The organism is Thalassotalea hakodatensis (assembly GCF_030295995.1).
GTDB classification, from domain to species: Bacteria; Pseudomonadota; Gammaproteobacteria; order Enterobacterales; family Alteromonadaceae; genus Thalassotalea_C; species Thalassotalea_C hakodatensis.
The window spans coordinates 794226-811799 of record NZ_AP027365.1; the positions used below are offsets into that span (position 1 = coordinate 794226).

Here is a 17574-nt window from a genome sequence, read left to right on the forward strand (position 1 = left end):
TTATTTATTCCGGTATAAATACGCCGATAACGCGTAGGTATTTTGCTAAATTTTGATTTTGTTAAGCATTTTTGCTATATTATGCCGCCGCTCGAAAGGTGGTGCCATATTTGGCAATTAGTTAGAGCTTAAGAAGGCTACTTATGATTAAACAACGTACATTAAAAACGAGTGTTTCAGCAGTAGGTGTTGGTTTACACAAAGGTAAAAAGGTGCAGCTCACTCTCCGTCCTGCGCCTGCAAATACAGGTATTGTATTTCGCCGTGTAGACTTAGAACCTGTTGTTGATATTAAAGCAACGCCAGAGGCTGTTGGTGAGACCACGATGTGTACGTGTTTAGTGAATGAACAAGGTGTGAAGATTTCCACCGTCGAGCACTTGTTAGCTGCAGTTGCAGGTATGGGAATTGACAATTTAATTATAGACGTTGATTCTCACGAAATTCCGATCATGGATGGTAGCTCCTTACCGTTTGTTTATCTGATTCAATCGGTAGGTATTGAAACATTAGAAACAGCAAAACGCTTTATTCGTATTAAACGTCCAATTAGAGTAGAAGAGGGTGATAAGTGGGCTGAGTTACGTCCACACGAAGGTTTTAAAATTGATTTTGCTATTGATTTTGAACACCCGATTATTGCCAACACGGTTCAACAGAAAACAATGGACTTATCAACGTGCTCTTTTATCAAAGAAATTAGTCGAGCACGTACCTTTGGTTTTGTACGTGATATTGAACTGCTGAGATCACATAACCTTGCGTTAGGCGGTAGCTTAGAAAATGCGATTGTGTTAGACGATTTTCAAATGTTAAACAAAGATGATTTACGTTATGACGATGAATTTGTTACACACAAAATTTTAGATGCCATTGGTGATTTATTTATGTGTGGTCATAATATGCTTGCTGAATTACGTGCATTTAAATCAGGACACGGATTAAATAATTTATTATTAAGGGAAGTTTTCAAGCATAAAGATGCTTGGGAGTGGGTAACGTATGAAGACTCATCGGTTTCCCCGATAGAATTTCAAGAGGCTAGTGCAACAAGCTTCTAATAAAAATAACAAGCCGAACAATTTGTTCGGTTTTTTATTTACTTTAGTAAAATATTGTTTTGATATTACCTATCGGCAAGTTTAGCTAAGTTAAGAATTTTTTGTTTCAGTGAGTCAGATGCGTGCTCAGCAACTGCTTCAAGTTGCTTAGCGGTATTTTTGGAAAGGTGTTTGCGCGGCTTTGAATCCTCGCTTTCTTTTGCTATTTGATTTGCAAACGGTCGTACTTTTATGTCAATTTGATTGAACTGACCTTGTGTAATGTCTGCGAGTTTACGGCAAATGTTCATTCGCTCAAATTGTAATCGTTGAGACCACACTGCAGAAGAAACACCAATAACACAGGTGTTCTGATTAAAGTTACTGATGTGCCACACTTGCTCTGGCAAGTCAGGGCAAGACTGCCGGATGATGTCTTCAAGCTGTGATAAAAATTTGGTTTTTGTGGCAATTTGTGCCAAAGTGCCTGCTGACGATTTTAGTAAGCTAGACGCATCAAACGGTGATTTATTTTTTCTAGCCATCGTATTTATGAAATATCAACAAAAGGTGAAATAGGTAGTATGAGTTTAACACTACTATACCGAGGAAAAAACGTAAGATTCTCAATGAAGCTTAATAAATTTCATTGGTTGTCTGCTATTACGGTATTTGCCATTATTTCTGGTTTTGTTGTTCACCTTTTTATGTCTGCCGATGCAGTGCCTAACAGTTCAACATTTACCGTTAAATCTCCCACTAAAGAGCCTGAAGCATTAACGGTAAGTAAACAACAGGTCACGGCACTTACCATGAAATTAGCTGAATTACAGAGCCAAGTATTAAGGCTTAATGCTTTAGGTGATCGTCTTGCAGAAGAAGCGAATATTCCCGCGAAAGAATTTAATTTTCAAGACTTACCTCCTAGTGGTGGCCCCATAGAACAAACGCTTTCTAGTCAAACTAAAACCTTAGCAGAGTTGCTTGCAGACATTACAAGTGTTGAATCATCACTAGCGTTTGAAGAAAAACAATTGAACTTGCTTGAATCTTTGACGTTAGGTCACCATATAGAAAATACCAGTTATTTATCCGGTCGTCCTATCACAAAAGGTTGGCTTTCGTCGTATTTTGGTACGCGTAAAGACCCTTTTACAGGAAGACCTGCGATGCATAAAGGGGTTGATTTCGCTGGTAAAGAAGATGCTGAAATTATTGCCACAGCCGCAGGCGTTGTATCTTGGGCTAGCCGTCGTTACGGTTATGGTAATTTAATCGAAATTAATCACGGTAAGGGATTAAAAACACGCTATGGCCATAATAAAGAGATTTTAGTGAAGATTGGCGACGTAGTGAGTAAAGGGCAAGTTATTGCACGGATGGGAAGTACAGGGCGTTCCACTGGACCGCACGTACATTATGAAATCTTGCGTAATAATAAGCAAATTGACCCCATTAAATATGTCTATCGCAAAGCAAAATAGAGTTAAGATGTATTGAATGATTGCATAGGTTGTATGATATTTTTCACGCTTTCTGACAAGCAATGTACTAGGTAGGTAGTTTTTCTACGTAAACATGCGATAATGCAGAATTACTGACAAGTAAATACAAATAACAGGGCAATTAAACTCCAGTTTATTAACGATTGATGGCATGCTATTTACCACGAATTTAATCAGTGTGAAGGTAAAATCATCAACGTGAGTGAAATGTGCACAGTAAAATTCAATTTGTCCTAGTAAAATGTAAGTTTCTGGTGATCGGCTTAGACCGATCACTTTTATTTTTATCAGCTGAAGAATTTTCTTCTAACAATGGTTATACGAGATGTTTGTAAAGTTAATGACAAAGCTGTTTGGTAGTCGTAATGATCGACTTATCAAACAAATGCGCAAAGAAGTAGAAAAAATAAATGCCTTAGAACCAGCTATCGAAGCGTTGAGCGACGAAGAACTAAAAGCAAAAACTGCTGAGTTTAAAACCCGATTATCAAACAATGAAACGTTAGATGCTATATTGCCAGAAGCGTTTGCTGTTGTACGTGAAGCAAGTAAACGTGTGTTTGGCATGCGTCATTTCGATGTACAGATGATCGGTGGTATGGTGCTTAATGACGGTAAAGTTGCTGAGATGCGAACCGGTGAAGGTAAAACACTTACAGCAACCTTACCCTCGTATCTAAATGCATTAACTGGTAAGGGCGTTCATGTTGTTACGGTCAATGATTACCTAGCAAAGCGTGATGCTGACTGGTCTCGTCCATTATTTGAATTTTTAGGATTGACGGTTGGTTGCAATATACCTGGTATGTCTCCTCCTGATAAAAAAGCTGCATACGAAGCTGATGTTACCTATGGTACCAATAACGAATTTGGTTTTGATTATCTTCGCGATAACATGGCATTCTCTCCTGAAGAACGGGTACAAAAACCGTTAAACTTTGCTGTTGTTGATGAAGTTGACTCAATTTTAATTGATGAAGCGCGTACACCATTGATTATTTCTGGAGCAGCAGAAGATAGTTCTGAACTATATCGTTCAATCAATGAATTAGTGCCAACACTTGATATACAGAGTGAAGAAGACAAAGATGAAGAAACTGGTCAATCTGCCGATTTTGTTGAAGGTGACTTTACCGTTGATGAAAAAGCTAAACAAATTTATTTAACGGAACGTGGTCAAATTCGTATTGAGCAAATATTGCAAGAAAAAGGCTTAATTGAAGAAGGCGATTCATTATTCTCTGCAAGTAATATTACGTTATTACATCATGTAATGGCTGCACTGCGCGCGCACAAGTTGTTCCAAAAAGATGTTGATTATATTGTTAAAGATGATGAGATCATTATTGTTGACGAACACACGGGTCGTACGATGGAAGGCCGTCGCTGGTCAGAAGGTTTACACCAAGCTGTAGAAGCGAAAGAAGGGGTAAATATTCAAAATGAAAACCAAACATTAGCATCTATTACCTTCCAAAACTTTTTCCGTATTTATACCAAACTTTCAGGTATGACAGGTACTGCGGATACCGAAGCTTTTGAGTTTAATCATATTTATAGTTTAGAAACTGTGGTTATTCCAACCAACCAGCCAATGGTGCGAAAAGACATGGCTGACTTGATTTATTTAACGGCAGAAGAAAAATTTGAAGCAATTTTAGAAGATATTCAAGATTGTGTGAAACGAGGCCAGCCAGTACTTGTTGGTACCATTAGTATCGAAACCTCTGAATTTCTATCTTCATTTTTGAAAAAAGCTAAAATTAAACATAAAGTGTTGAATGCTAAATTTCACCAAGAAGAAGCTGACATAGTAGCTCAAGCAGGTAAAGTTGGCGCAGTAACAATTGCCACTAATATGGCGGGTCGTGGTACAGATATCGTTTTAGGCGGTAATTTAGACTCTGCCATTGCAGCGCTTAAAAATCCAAGTGAAGAAAAAATTGCCAAAGTAAAAGAAGAATGGCAGGAAGAACACGATAAAGTACTTGAGTTAGGCGGCTTACATATTGTCGCAACAGAACGTCATGAATCACGCCGTATTGATAACCAATTACGTGGTCGCTCGGGTCGTCAAGGTGATCCAGGTTCTACACGTTTTTATCTTTCGATGGAAGATTCGTTAATGCGAATTTTCGCCTCTGAACGTATTACTAATATGATGCGTAAATTAGGCATGGAACGTGGCGAAGCAATTGAACACCCTTGGGTGACAAAGAGCATTGAAAATGCTCAACGTAAAGTTGAAGGTCGCAACTTTGACATTCGTAAGCAACTATTAGAATTTGATGATGTAGCGAATGATCAACGTAAAGTTATTTATGAGCAACGCAATGAATTAATGGATGAAGCAGACATTAAAGAAGTGATTGCTAATATTAGAACTGATGTTGTTAATAGCGTTATTGAACAACATATTCCGCCACAATCTCTTGAAGAAATGTGGGATATTCCAGGGTTAGAAGAGCGCTTAAAAGGTGACTTTGCGGTTGAAATGCCAATCGCTCAATGGCTTGAAGAAGACACAAAACTGCACGAAGAAACGTTACGTGAGAAAATTCTTGAGACCATTGAACAAGAGTATCAAACAAAAGAAGAAATGGTTGGCCCTGATGTATTGCGTCAATTTGAAAAAGCCGTGATGTTACAAAGTTTAGATTCACATTGGAAAGAACATTTAGCAGCGATGGATCATTTAAGACAAGGTATTGGCTTACGTGGTTATGCGCAAAAAAATCCTAAGCAAGAATACAAACGTGAGTCGTTTGAACTGTTTTCAGAGATGCTAGATAACCTTAAACATGATGTAATTGGAATTTTAAGCAAAGTAAGAATTCAAGCTGAATCTGATGTTGAAGCCGTTGAAGAGCAACATAGAAAATCAGACGAAGCACCTAAAGCTTTTACTCATGAATCAGCAAGTGAACCGGCAAGTGAAAACGCGATACCACGAGTTGGTCGTAATGAACCTTGTCCCTGTGGTTCAGGTAAAAAGTATAAACAATGTCATGGCAAGTTAAGCTAAGCACACATTATTGATATTTGAATAAAAGGGCTTTTTTAAAGCCCTTTTTAATGGCTAATTTTGAGTAAATAAGATGAGTACAAAGGTAAAACAAGTTCATGTTGCCGTAGGTGTTATTATTAATGGCGATCAAATATTTCTAACTAAACGCCTCAACAACGCGCATCAAGGCGGTAAATGGGAATTTCCGGGTGGTAAAGTTGAACAAGGTGAAAGTGTTGCTGGAGCACTGTATAGAGAACTACAAGAAGAAATAGCGATTGATGTACTATCATGCATCCCGTTAATTAAGGTATCACATGACTACGGTGATAAAAGTGTATTGCTTGACGTGTATATTATTGATAATTACCAAGGTGAACCTTGTGCTCAAGAAGGCCAAGGTGAAGGTTGGTATCAAGTAGCAGCACTAAAAACCCTTGAGTTCCCTAAGGCAAATGAAGCGATTATTGATGCTGTGGTTGCTTGGTTTCAAAGCAACAATCAGTGAATAGCCATGCCTAAATGCCAAGTTTCAAACCTATGAAATAGCTTGGCATTAATAACGCTAAACTACTGCAATAAGTGAACAGGGTAACCGCTGGTTATGCTCAATTATCATTCGGGTTCGATGAAAAATTTGCTGTGTTGTAATACTTCTTCTTCGAGTTGGTCGATCATTTCTTCAGTCAGAGGAACATCTTGCTGAATTGGTTGAGTGATTTTATGATTTTCGTCGGCCCAATCGCCAAGATCAATTAAGCGACAGCGCTCGCTGCAAAAAGGTCTGAATTTACTTGATGCTTGCCAAATTACGTCTTTTTGACAGGTTGGGCAATTCACGTTTATGGTCATTTATTCCTCCCATAAAAAATGCGTATTATAACAGTAGATTTTGTAATTGGTATAACAGATGGTTTAGCAGCGGGCTAACTCAAAGGGTATCGCTAAATCACAGTACTTACGACCAGTTTGTTCACATGGACACATAAATCGAATGGAATACCGAATACGGTTACCACTAACTGTTGGATAGTACTCCGCGCCTTCAGGTACTTTCATCCTTAACAGCAATAACCCGTCACCACTTTCTTGATAAAAACCATTATTGGTATTTATTTGTTCATAAGATCCACGTTGGCGGATAAACTTGAGAATTAAAGCAAGCGCTTGATACATGTTCTCAAGCAATGAGAGCCACACTGACTGTTGCTCACGCGTTTGTTGCTCTGGTTGAACTAACCAAAATCGAAGTTGTGGTAAATCAAAGCTAGAGCTGCCTCCTTGCATAGCAAAACGCTGTTTGAGTGTAGCAAGAAATTTATCATCTTTAAGCTGCAACCACTGCGGTGAAGGAGACTTTAATTGACTTAACAATGCAACGGTTTCTCTTAAGGTATCTTGTAATGCACTGTTATCAATGTCTGGAGATTTAGACCAAACGACAAGGTTTTGTTCTAACTTTTCTAAATCTTTTATTAAGTCACCACGTATGTCGTTTCTTTCTAGAGTATCGAGAATAGCAAATAATGCGTTGAAAAATACTTGGTGACTTAATGATATGTCTAGCGTTAAACACTCCTCCACTTGAGCAAATAATTGCTCGAGCTTTAAATAGTTTCTGATCCGTTCGTTCAAAGGGTGTTCGTATAAAATGCTAGTCATAATCACTTTTTACTGGGAATCTAACCGCTTATCTTAACCATACATAAATTAAATGGCTAATTTTTTAGGGAAATAGTTTTAATTCTTTGCTAATTCTAAGTATTTTAGGTGAATTTCTTGAACTTTTTCATTCAGTTGTGAAAACGTCAGGCTAGTGTTACTGATTATGTCATCAGCAAGCAAACACTTTTCTGTTCGAGGCATTTGACTGTTAATTATTGCGCGAATTTGTGTTTCGTTACTGTTGTCTCGTTTTACACTACGGGAAATTTGCGCGTCTTGTTCTATATCAATCAATAACGTGCGATCAGTATATTTATCCAAACCATTTTCAAATAATAGCGGTGCAGAAAGTACCACGTATTCACTTTGTGCGGCCGCCAGTTTGTCGAGTAATTGCTGCCTAATGAGTGGGTGCAATAAGCTGTTTAGCCATTGTTTTTCATCTTCATGTTGGAAGATTAACGATCTTAACGCACTTCGGTTTAGAGACTTATCTTTGTTGAGAATTGAGTGGCCAAAATGTGCCTCGATTTTATTTAACGCATCACTGCCTTTAGCCACTATTTCACGAGCAACAATATCGGCATCAATAATATCAATGCCATATTGGGCTAGCTGATCAGATACAGTGGTTTTTCCGCTTCCGATGCCGCCTGTTAAGCCGATAACTAATGCCGCCATTATAGTAGTAGGTCAAGGTACCATTGCCAGATAGCTTGCCCCCAGAATAAACATACCCAGCCGGCGACGGCAATGTATGGACCAAAAGGTATTGCTTGCTCACGCCCGTGGCCTTTAAAAAGCATTAATGCAATGCCAACGATAGCGCCAACGGCAGAAGACATCAAAATTAATAAGGGGAGTAATTGCCACCCCATCCATGCGCCAAATACTGCAATGAGCTTAAAGTCACCGTGTCCCATGCCTTCTTTACCCGTTATTAATTTAAACAACCAAAAAACGCTGTATAAGCTTAAGTAACCGGCAACTGCGCCAATAACCGCTTCATCTAAGGGAACAATCAAGCCGTTGATATTAATCAACAGTCCTAACCATAATAAAGGATAAGTGATTTGATCGGGCAGTAACATATGGTCAAAATCGATCATGGTTAGACATATTAGCCCCCATGTTAATAGTAATACGGCTAGTGTGCTCGCGGTAACACCAAAATGAACAGCTACAACGATGCTTAATAACGAGGTGGTTATTTCAATACTTGGATATCTTGCCGAAATTTTTTGTTTACATTGGCTGCATTTGCCGCGTAATACAAGCCAACTGATCACTGGGATATTTTCGTAAAAGCGTATTTTGTGCTGACAATGTGGGCAAGTGGATGCAGGGCTTGATAAAGTTATTGGTTGTTGTTCTTTTACAGGCTTAGTGCTGAGCTCGTCAGCTAAAAATTCTCTACACTCTTGGTACCAAGTTTGTTCTAACATTTTGGGTAAGCGGTAAATCACCACATTTAAAAAGCTACCAATTAATAAGCCTAAAATACCAACGGTAATGTAAAAGCTAACTGGGGAGGTGGAAAACAATAATTGAAAATTTTCTAACACAATGACACTGCCTTAATAAAATCTAGAGACAGTGTAAGCGAATGCTTTTGAAAAGAAAACTAACGAGTGACTACACCACTTGACCGATTTGGAAAATAGGTAAGTACATCGCGATAATTAAACCACCAATAACGACACCTAATACCGCCATGATCATTGGCTCGAGTAAACTGGTTAATGAATCTACCGCATCGTCTACTTGCTGTTCGTACACGGTAGCTACTTTTGCTAGCATATCATCAACGGCACCTGACTCTTCGCCAATCGCTACCATTTGAATCACCATGTCAGGAAAAATATTACAATTACGCATGGCTAAGTTCATCTGCATACCGGAAGAAACTTCTGCGCGGATATCTAAAATAGCGTCACGAAATACTGCATTGCCTGAGGCACCTGCGGCAGACTCTAACGCATCAGGTAAAGGTACACCGGCGGCAAATGTGGTTGATAATGTGCGTGCATAGCGAGCCACAGCTGCTTTTTGTAGTAAGTCACCAATGACTGGAATTTTTAAAATATTTTTATCAACGGTATCTCTAAATTTTAGGCTATTTCTATGGGCTCTTTTGAACAGAAAACCTGCCCCAAATAATATGCCTAAACCAATATACCAATAAGCCTGCATAAACTCTGATATACCTATCACCATAAGGGTAAAGGCAGGAAGTTCTGCACCAAAACTATCAAAAATTTCTTTAAAAACTGGCACAACAAAAATTAATAAGATAGATGTAACAACGGCGGCAACCACTAATACCGCAATAGGGTAGGTCATGGCTTTTTTAATTTTTGCTTTTAATGCTTCTGCTTTTTCTTTATAAGTCGCGATGCGGTCGTAAATGGTCTCTAGTGAGCCTGATTGTTCACCTGAATTAACAAGGTCGCAATACAAGTCATCGAAATAACGCGAGTGCTCTCTTAAACATTCTGAAAGCGGAATGCCCGACTGTAGCTTATGACCGACATCACCGAGTAATTTTTGCATTTTACCGTTGTTATGGCCTTTGCCTATCATCTCGATGGTTTGCACTAACGGTACGCCAGCGCCAAGCATTGTGGCAATTTGTCGAGTAACAACAGCAATATCGGCAGGTGTAATGGCCTTATCACCGCCTAAGCCAAATAGTGGTTTAGGTTTCTTTTTAACGCGGCCAGGAGTAATACCTTGTTTGCGAAGTTGTGCTTTAAGCTCCATCATATTAACAGCGGAAAGTTCGCCATTAACTTTTTTGCCTTTACGGTTTACGCCATGCCATATAAAGACATCTAACGCTTTAGGCGCGGCTACTTTTGCTTTTGTTGCTGACACTGCCATACACTATTCCTGCTATCGCTGAGTGTTGTTGCTATGAATTCGTTACACGGTTTACTTCTTCTAAACTGGTTACGCCTTGCATGGCTTTTTTCAACCCAGATTGCCGTAAATTGTTAAAGCCTTCTTTTTGACATTGTGCGGCAATATCTAAAGAATTACCACCTTCCATAATGATGCTGGATATACGCTCGTTAATGCGAATTACTTCATAAATACCCACACGGCCTTTATAGCCACCTGTGCACTGATCACAGCCGACAGGCTTAAACAAGGTAATATCATTTAGCTGTTCAGGGAGAAAGCCTTGATTTAGCAGCTCAGGCTCAGGGATATGTTCTTCTTCTTTACATTGTGTGCATAATCTTCTTGCTAAACGTTGTGCAATGATAATTGTGACAGAGCTCGCCACGTTATAAGAAGGAACGCCCATGTTTAATAGCCGAGTTAAAGTTTCTGCGGCAGAGTTCGTGTGTAACGTTGAAAGTACCAAATGGCCTGTTTGGGCCGCTTTTATGGCAATTTCTGCGGTTTCTAGATCTCGTATTTCACCCACCATGACTATGTCTGGATCTTGACGTAAAAATGAACGTAACGCACTAGGGAACGTTAACCCTGCTTTGGTATTTATTTGAACTTGGTTAATACCTTCTAAGTTAATTTCCACCGGATCTTCTGCAGTAGAAATATTACGCTCTGCGGTGTTGAGAATATTAAGGCCAGTATATAGTGAAACTGTTTTACCTGAACCCGTAGGCCCTGTGACTAATATCATGCCTTGTGGTTGTGCTAAGGCGTCCATGTATATTTGTTTTTGTTCAGGTTCATAGCCGAGCATATCTATGCCGAGCATGGCACTAGAAGAATCTAGAATACGCATTACTATTTTTTCGCCCCACATCGTAGGTAGGGTAGAAACACGAAAATCGATTGATTTTCTTTTTGATAATGCCAGCTTTATGCGACCATCTTGCGGTACACGTCGTTCTGCAATATCTAATTTAGACATTACTTTTAAACGAGCCGCCATGCGAGAAGACAATGCAATTGGCGGCTTGGCAACTTCAGTTAAAATACCATCAACCCGAAAACGAATACGATAAGATTTTTCATAGGGTTCGAAATGTAAATCAGATGCCCCTTTTTTGATGGCATCCAATAGTATTTTATTAATATACACGACAATAGGCGCATCTTCTTTATCGCCTGTTGCGGTATCTTCATCATCGTTGCGTTCTTCTTGAACATCGATACCCGATAATTCTTCGGTATCAATATCACTGATATCAAGCGCACCGCTTTCTTCTTCTAATACCTTTTCAATACAGTTGTGTAGTGCTTTTTCATCAACCAGTACTAATTCAGTGGTAAAGCCGGTATTAAATTGAATTTCTTCTAAAGCATCTAAATTTGTTGGATCTGAAATGGCAACATAAAGCACTTTTCCGCGTAAAAATAAGGGGAGGGCATTGTGTTTTCGAATGAGCTTTTCGTTACGAATACCTTCGGGAACAAGGCTGGTATCAAAATGTGCTAGATCAATTAATGGGTAACCAAAGCTTCTTGATAATATAGTGGCAATGTTTTGTGCGTTATAATGTTTATCTTCAACAAGAAAGCGTACAAAAGGTTTTGATTGTTGAATAAAATCTGCACTGATTTTCTCGACCATTTCAGTCGGCACTAAATCATGCTTAGACAAAGCAGACAAAACGCTTGATTGTTGATGCAGTCCTTTCATAACACCTTGGTTACATTAAATTTATATTATTATTCTACAGTGTAACGCATTTTTGTTCACAAACACAAAACAGGAAAAAATTTTTATGAGAAAATAGGATCTTTTAATAACTTTATTATCTTTTTAAGTAGCTAAGTGTTTGTTAGTTCAATATATTAACAAAGCCCTGAAGCAATACAACCACCTGTACCGTTTGTCCATAGTACTCTTCCGCCGGTTACATTGCCGATTAAAATGTAGGTATCGCCAGAAGTAATACCACCAATATTATCTGGTGTGACGGTAATGGTTATTTGCGTGGCATTACCTGAAAACGTTACCGTATCGACTAACGTTGTTGCTGACCATTCAGGTTTTTCAGGTAAAGTGCTGCAATCTGCTACCATATCGGTTTGCACGCAGATATCGATTAATTTTCGTGCAGGATCAGCAGCGGCAACAACTGTTGCAAAGCGTGCACGGTCAGAATAGGTTTGAAAGGCAGGAATAGCAATAGCGGCCAATATACCAATGATTGCAACCACAATCATTAATTCAATTAAGGTAAAACCGCTATTTAGTTTTTTCATCATGCAAGAAGCAAAAAAGCTCCCGTAGGAGCTTATTAGCTGGTTAACATAAACCAGCAGCAACACAAGAACCTGATGGAGTCCATTGAATCGGTGCAGTAACGCCATTAGGAGTTAAAACATAGGTAACACCGTTTACATCTTCGGCTGTAATTACACCGTCAGTTACATTCACACTCTGTATTTCACCATTCGCACCAGCAGCAGCTGGAATACCGTTAGTACCAGCATCTGCATCAGCTAAAGCCGTAACTCTACCCGTTTGTGCGGCAACTTCGAATGCACTTTTGTATGGTGTTACTGCGAGTACTACTTCTGAAAACGCTGCGCGATCAGAGTAGGTTTGATAAGCTGGCAGCGCAACGGCAGCCAAAATACCAATGATTGCCACAACAATCATCAATTCAATTAAAGTAAAACCTTTTTGGCCTTTTTTGGCAGTTAAAATGTTTTGTAGTGTCTTTTTCATAATAAGTAAATCCATACTAGTTATTACGGGGGCTAAATTCATACTGCGCCAAAAAATGAGAAATGTAAAATATTGTGTGCGATTTTTTGTTAATTTTTTTTAAGATTGGCTTTTTTGTACTAAATCAGGCTGATTTTTAACAAGTTGTTAACGAATTAAATCAGTAATAAGTTCATATTTTGAAGATTAATAATGGTTGGTTTTTGTTGTGAGGTCACTGTGTTATTAACGATAATGTTTAAACCGGTAAACTAACGCACTGTTCACACTTTGCTAAAAGTATGAACAGTGGCATTTGAGTATTGATATGTTTTAGTGTGGTAGACAATTAGACAAAGCGCATTGAAAGGTCAATAGCATTAACATGCTTAGTGATGGCACCTACTGAAATAAAATCAACGCCAGATTTTGCATAAGTGGTTAAGGTATCAAAGGTCATGTTACCTGATACTTCTAATTTCGTTTTCCCAGCAGATATTTTTTGTGTCAAGGTTACCGCTTGCTCTATCATTTCTGGCGTAAAATTATCTAACATAATTATGTCGGCTTGTGCAGTTAATGCTTCGGTAAGCTCTTCTATACCTTCAACTTCTACTTCAACGGTTTTTGATGGGTGGTTTTGGCGTGCAGTGCTTATTGCTTTAGTGATGCCTCCACAGGCCGCTATGTGGTTTTCTTTAATTAAAAATGCATCAAATAAGCCGATACGATGGTTTACACCGCCACCACAAGTCACCGCATATTTTTGCGCTAATCTCAGCCCTGGAATGGTTTTTCGTGTATCAAGTAATTTAGTTTTTGTGCCAGATAGCCGCTCAACGTACTTTGCAGTAACCGTTGAAGTAGCAGATAAAGACTGTAGAAAATTCAACGCTGTACGCTCACCTGTCAATAAGATTCTTGCGTTACCTTTGAGTTCAAATAGAGTGGTGTTTGCTTTTACTGTTTGGCCGTCGTTAACAAACCAAATAATTTCAGTGTTTTGTGCTGCACTGTCAGCTAATACATTATCAAGTTGTTCGAAAACTTGATTTACCCATTCTACGCCGCAAATAACACAGTCTTCACGTGTGATCACTGTGGCAACAGATTGTTCATTAGCAGGGATAAGTTCAGCGGTAATATCAGCAGATGAAGTAATATCATTAAGTGTATTTACACCAAGATCTTCACACAAGGAGCGAGTGACCGCTTGATTAATATCAGTTGTTAATTGCGCAGAAAACATGAAAAAAGTCTCTTATCTTTCTTTTAAAGTAAGTTGGTTGCCATATTGATTGAATTCTACCTGTTTCAGTGCACTCATGCCTAATAGAATTTCATCTGATTTCATTCCTGGATTGATGCTAGCGCTTACATCGTATAGAAAAAGGTTACCGATGCTGAGTTCATTGAGTGTTGTTGCAAATACTCGTACGTTGCCATTCGCAGTTTGAGCAATGTGGCTACCTGTACTGGTTAAATTGAGATTGTCTGCAATATGCGCCGGAATAGAGACATTGGTAGCGCCAGTGTCTAATAAAAAAGTCACGGGCTTTCCGTTAATAGTGCCTTTAACGACATAATGCCCAGCTCTATTCTGTGCTAAAATGACTTCGGCTTTACCAGTATTAGACAGCCGAAATTCCGGTGAACTATTAGGGTTCCATTGTTTATCGAGTATATCTTGAAAGAAAAAAACAAGTAAGCCAATAGCGATTATCCAAGCTACCCAAACAAAATATTTTGCAAAGCCAATTTCAGGTGGTGTTTTCTGGTTCAAAACTTTAAATCACTCCCGTGTCGCAGTATGATGCGTTTAAATGTGCATCTATATTGTAAGATGATTATGACTGATTCACTATCGCAAAGTGAACATAAGATTGTAAAGGGTTGGTATTCGGCGGCTGAAAAATGTGAGTCACCGCATTTTGATTTGCGTGAACATTGCCAGCCAAAAGATATCAGTTTGTTAGTGATTCATAACATTTCATTACCCGCTGGGGAATTTGGTGGCCCATATATAACCGATTTATTTTTAGGTCAGCTGGATAAGCATGCTCACGCTAGCTTTAACGAAATATACCAATTACGGGTATCAGCGCATTGCTTGATTAGGCGTGATGGACACATAATACAGTATGTTTCTTTTGATCATCGTGCTTGGCATGCTGGGGTTTCTGAGTACCAAGGAAAATCAAAATGTAATGACTTTTCTATTGGTATAGAGTTAGAAGGTACCGACAACACTCCTTATACAGACGAACAATATCTTCGTTTAGCGGAATTAACAAAAGTGCTGAAATCTAACTACCAGCGAATCAATGCAAATATTACTGGGCATTGTGATATAGCACCTGAACGAAAAACAGATCCAGGCCCAGCGTTTGATTGGCAACGTTATAAATCGTTACTTAACCTGTCTTCTCGCGTAATTTAGGTGCTATTCTAGTCACAATTCGTTAACATTGTTCAATAGTAGTAAAGTATAAACTTTATTGAACACTTACAGTTTCTAGTGTTCAGCAACAACAATTAAAAATGGAAGCAAACATGAGCTTGATCAGTTTATTAATTGCCTTAGCTGCAGAGAAATTTCTTTCTTCATCAGCATGGCAATTTAGTGTTTATTACCAACGTTATTTAACCCTGTTTAAAAAAATTAAAGCACTAGCAGCCCCACAACGTTCAATGATGGCTAATGGTATTTTTATTTTGGTCCCTACAGTGCTTTGTTATGCGGTATTAAGCATTATTAGTGACGGTATATTGCATTTAATTGTTTCTACTTTGGTGCTAATTGTTTGTTTTGGTTGTGTTAAAACACGAGACACCTATAAACAATATTTGATGGCGGCATTCCGAGGCGAACAAACAACGTGCAGCTTGTATCATCAACAACTGACACAAGATAAGAATTTACCCGAACTTGGCTTTGGTCAATCCTTAGTGTGGTTAAATTATCGATACTTTATTGCCATTATGATCTTCTTTGTATTGTTTGGCGCACCAGGTGCTTTATTTTACCGTTTGCTCACTAAACTGAATGAATCGCCAAAGTGCCAGCATGAGCGAAAAGAAAGTTTAATGAGGGCAGAATTACAAAATACTACCCCCACTGATGATCAAGAGACGATAACGCAAGAAAGTACGCCACCAACGAATGAAGAGCAATCATGTGATGACGATCAACCCCAAGTTAAAAGTTTTAATGAAACGTTACTTTTCATTGTTGATTGGTTGCCAGTCAGAATAGTGGCTTTTGGCTATATGCTGGTTGGCCATTTTTCTAAAGCTTTACCTATATGGTTAGAAAACTTTTTTGATGTTGAAAAATTACCACATAAAGTTTTGATCAGTGTTGCGCAAAAGTCAGAAGACTTAATGATAGATAAAGACGACTGCACTGCTGAGCCTTGTTTATTGGTAAGGTTAGCTAAACGAACACTTTTATTATGTTTAGCGGTTGTCGCTATTTTAATACTGACAGGCGTAATTAGCTAACTTGTTGAATTTATAGTTAATTAACTTTATCCACTCATTCCTTTGCTTTCTTGCTAAGCCTTTAACTGTTTTATTTAAAGGCTTCTTTACATTAATTTTTCCACCTTTTAGAGGTTCAACTCTTTACTATTATCATGTGATTTTAGTGAATAGTTACTGTTGTTTTTTTCGGCAACTAAGCTATGTTCTATTTACATTGCTGTTGTTGTTTGTTATTTTTACATCAGTTTTTATATTGGTATTACCAATTTACCACGTGTTTTTTTGATCTAGAATAGTACAAATTTGCGTGATAATATTTTGTATAAGATGGATATTTATGGTGCTTCCTAACATCAAACAGCCACTAAAGCAGGCAAAACTTTCTGATGTGATTCAATCACAATTGGAAACTATGATTTTAGAAGGAAGTTTAAAAGCGGGCCAAAAACTACCGCCTGAACGTGAGCTGGCGAAACAGTTTGATGTGTCACGCCCCTCATTAAGAGAAGCGATACAAAAACTAGAAGCGAAAGGCTTAATTAATCGTCGCCAAGGTGGTGGCACGTTTGTTAGTGAACAAATTTTAAAGGGTTTTTCTGATCCGCTGTTTGACTTAATGGCAAGCAGTAATGAAGCACAATTTGATTTATTAGAATTTCGTCATGGTATTGAAGGTATGTCAGCTTATTACGCGGCAATGCGCGGTACCGCTGCTGATTATGAGCTGATTAAAGCGAAACATGAAGCCATTGGTAATGCGCAAATTGAGCAGGATTACCATGAAGAAGCTGCGGCAGTATACGAGTTTTATTTAGCAATATGTGCTGCGTCGCACAATGGTGTTATTTTACATTTAGCCCGAAGTATGTCGCTTTTAGTGATTGATAATATTGAAAAAAACCTAACAATTTTGGCGCAGCGTCCGGATATATTTGCCAAGATTGCTGAATATAGAACACGCTTACTCGACGCAATATTGAGCGGACAACCGCAAAAGGCGTGGGGCGCAAGCCATCGACATTTAGCGTTTATTGAAGAAGTTTTACTGAATTTGACTGAAGAACAAAGCCGTATGGAACGTTCAATTCGTCGAATGCAGCGAATTTAAACCGTGAAGGTATAAGATTAAGAAGTTAGCAGGTTCATGCTTATTTGTTTATTACTCGTTGAATTTACCACGAGCAATAATAAGAATAATCGTTAATCTAAAAATTTTACATTTATAAATAACAT

General features: G+C 38.5%; 18 protein-coding genes. 7 read left to right on the forward strand and 11 right to left on the reverse strand.

Annotated elements, in window-relative coordinates; all coding sequences use genetic code 11:
* Window positions 1-143 precede the first annotated feature (143 nt).
* Entirely contained in the window at window positions 144-1061 is a 918-nt protein-coding gene (gene lpxC / locus QUE72_RS03375; protein ID WP_074498259.1) for a UDP-3-O-acyl-N-acetylglucosamine deacetylase, read from the forward strand.
* A gap of 65 nt (window positions 1062-1126) precedes the next feature.
* Here lpxC and QUE72_RS03380 read toward each other — a convergent pair whose 3' ends face one another.
* The gene (locus tag QUE72_RS03380) at window positions 1127-1585 is read right to left on the reverse strand and encodes a DUF721 domain-containing protein (protein WP_074498262.1); all 459 of its coding nucleotides are present in this window, start codon (window positions 1583-1585) and stop codon (window positions 1127-1129) included.
* Between the two features lie 84 nt (window positions 1586-1669).
* Here QUE72_RS03380 and QUE72_RS03385 point away from each other — a divergent pair, with 84 nt between their 5' ends.
* The 3 genes from QUE72_RS03385 (at window position 1670) to mutT (ending at window position 6060) form a co-directional block, all read left to right on the forward strand.
* The gene (locus QUE72_RS03385; RefSeq protein ID WP_254849550.1) at window positions 1670-2524 is read left to right on the forward strand and encodes a M23 family metallopeptidase; all 855 of its coding nucleotides are present in this window, start codon (window positions 1670-1672) and stop codon (window positions 2522-2524) included.
* 346 nt (window positions 2525-2870) lie between these two features.
* Window positions 2871-5570, forward strand: coding sequence for a preprotein translocase subunit SecA (gene secA / locus QUE72_RS03390; protein ID WP_074498268.1), 2700 nt, complete (start codon window positions 2871-2873; stop codon window positions 5568-5570).
* Between the two features lie 73 nt (window positions 5571-5643).
* On the forward strand, window positions 5644-6060 hold the full coding sequence (mutT, locus tag QUE72_RS03395; protein WP_286271565.1) for an 8-oxo-dGTP diphosphatase MutT: 417 nt from the start codon (window positions 5644-5646) through the stop codon (window positions 6058-6060).
* 107 nt (window positions 6061-6167) lie between these two features.
* Here the strand turns inward: mutT and yacG are convergent, their stop codons facing one another.
* The 10 genes from yacG to QUE72_RS03445 all read right to left on the reverse strand — a co-directional run bounded on the left by yacG (window position 6168) and on the right by QUE72_RS03445 (window position 14638).
* Window positions 6168-6404 carry a DNA gyrase inhibitor YacG gene (gene yacG, locus QUE72_RS03400; RefSeq protein ID WP_074498274.1) on the reverse strand — a complete coding sequence of 79 codons (237 nt, stop codon included), beginning with the start codon at window positions 6402-6404 and terminating at the stop codon, window positions 6168-6170.
* A 63-nt stretch (window positions 6405-6467) separates the two neighbouring features.
* A complete protein-coding gene (gene zapD, locus QUE72_RS03405) occupies window positions 6468-7214 on the reverse strand; it encodes a cell division protein ZapD (protein WP_286271568.1) in 747 nt (248 codons plus the stop codon).
* 78 nt (window positions 7215-7292) lie between these two features.
* On the reverse strand, window positions 7293-7898 hold the full coding sequence (coaE, locus tag QUE72_RS03410) for a dephospho-CoA kinase (RefSeq protein WP_074498279.1): 606 nt from the start codon (window positions 7896-7898) through the stop codon (window positions 7293-7295).
* The gene (locus QUE72_RS03415) at window positions 7898-8782 is read right to left on the reverse strand and encodes a prepilin peptidase (RefSeq protein WP_286271572.1); all 885 of its coding nucleotides are present in this window, start codon (window positions 8780-8782) and stop codon (window positions 7898-7900) included. The genes coaE and QUE72_RS03415 overlap by 1 nt, the downstream gene beginning before the upstream one ends.
* A gap of 70 nt (window positions 8783-8852) precedes the next feature.
* Window positions 8853-10100, reverse strand: a complete 1248-nt coding sequence (locus QUE72_RS03420) for a type II secretion system F family protein (RefSeq protein WP_286271574.1) — start codon at window positions 10098-10100, stop codon at window positions 8853-8855.
* Between the two features lie 31 nt (window positions 10101-10131).
* Window positions 10132-11838 (reverse strand): type IV-A pilus assembly ATPase PilB, encoded by a 1707-nt coding sequence (pilB, locus tag QUE72_RS03425; protein WP_074498284.1) that lies wholly within the window; start codon window positions 11836-11838, stop codon window positions 10132-10134.
* A gap of 155 nt (window positions 11839-11993) precedes the next feature.
* Complete coding sequence (locus QUE72_RS03430; RefSeq protein ID WP_286271575.1) at window positions 11994-12410, reverse strand: pilin; 417 nt, start codon at window positions 12408-12410, stop codon at window positions 11994-11996.
* A gap of 40 nt (window positions 12411-12450) precedes the next feature.
* Entirely contained in the window at window positions 12451-12876 is a 426-nt protein-coding gene (locus QUE72_RS03435; protein WP_286271577.1) for a pilin, read from the reverse strand.
* Window positions 12877-13204: 328 nt separating this feature from the next.
* Window positions 13205-14104, reverse strand: a complete 900-nt coding sequence (nadC, locus tag QUE72_RS03440; protein ID WP_286271579.1) for a carboxylating nicotinate-nucleotide diphosphorylase — start codon at window positions 14102-14104, stop codon at window positions 13205-13207.
* Window positions 14105-14116: 12 nt separating this feature from the next.
* Window positions 14117-14638, reverse strand: coding sequence for a retropepsin-like aspartic protease family protein (locus QUE72_RS03445; protein ID WP_074498293.1), 522 nt, complete (start codon window positions 14636-14638; stop codon window positions 14117-14119).
* Window positions 14639-14704: 66 nt separating this feature from the next.
* Here QUE72_RS03445 and ampD point away from each other — a divergent pair, with 66 nt between their 5' ends.
* The 3 genes from ampD to pdhR all read left to right on the forward strand — a co-directional run bounded on the left by ampD (window position 14705) and on the right by pdhR (window position 17449).
* A complete protein-coding gene (gene ampD, locus QUE72_RS03450; protein ID WP_286271584.1) occupies window positions 14705-15295 on the forward strand; it encodes a 1,6-anhydro-N-acetylmuramyl-L-alanine amidase AmpD in 591 nt (196 codons plus the stop codon).
* Window positions 15296-15408: 113 nt separating this feature from the next.
* Entirely contained in the window at window positions 15409-16359 is a 951-nt protein-coding gene (gene ampE / locus QUE72_RS03455) for a beta-lactamase regulator AmpE (RefSeq protein ID WP_286271586.1), read from the forward strand.
* A 319-nt stretch (window positions 16360-16678) separates the two neighbouring features.
* On the forward strand, window positions 16679-17449 hold the full coding sequence (pdhR, locus tag QUE72_RS03460; RefSeq protein WP_074498301.1) for a pyruvate dehydrogenase complex transcriptional repressor PdhR: 771 nt from the start codon (window positions 16679-16681) through the stop codon (window positions 17447-17449).
* Window positions 17450-17574: the final 125 nt, after the last annotated feature.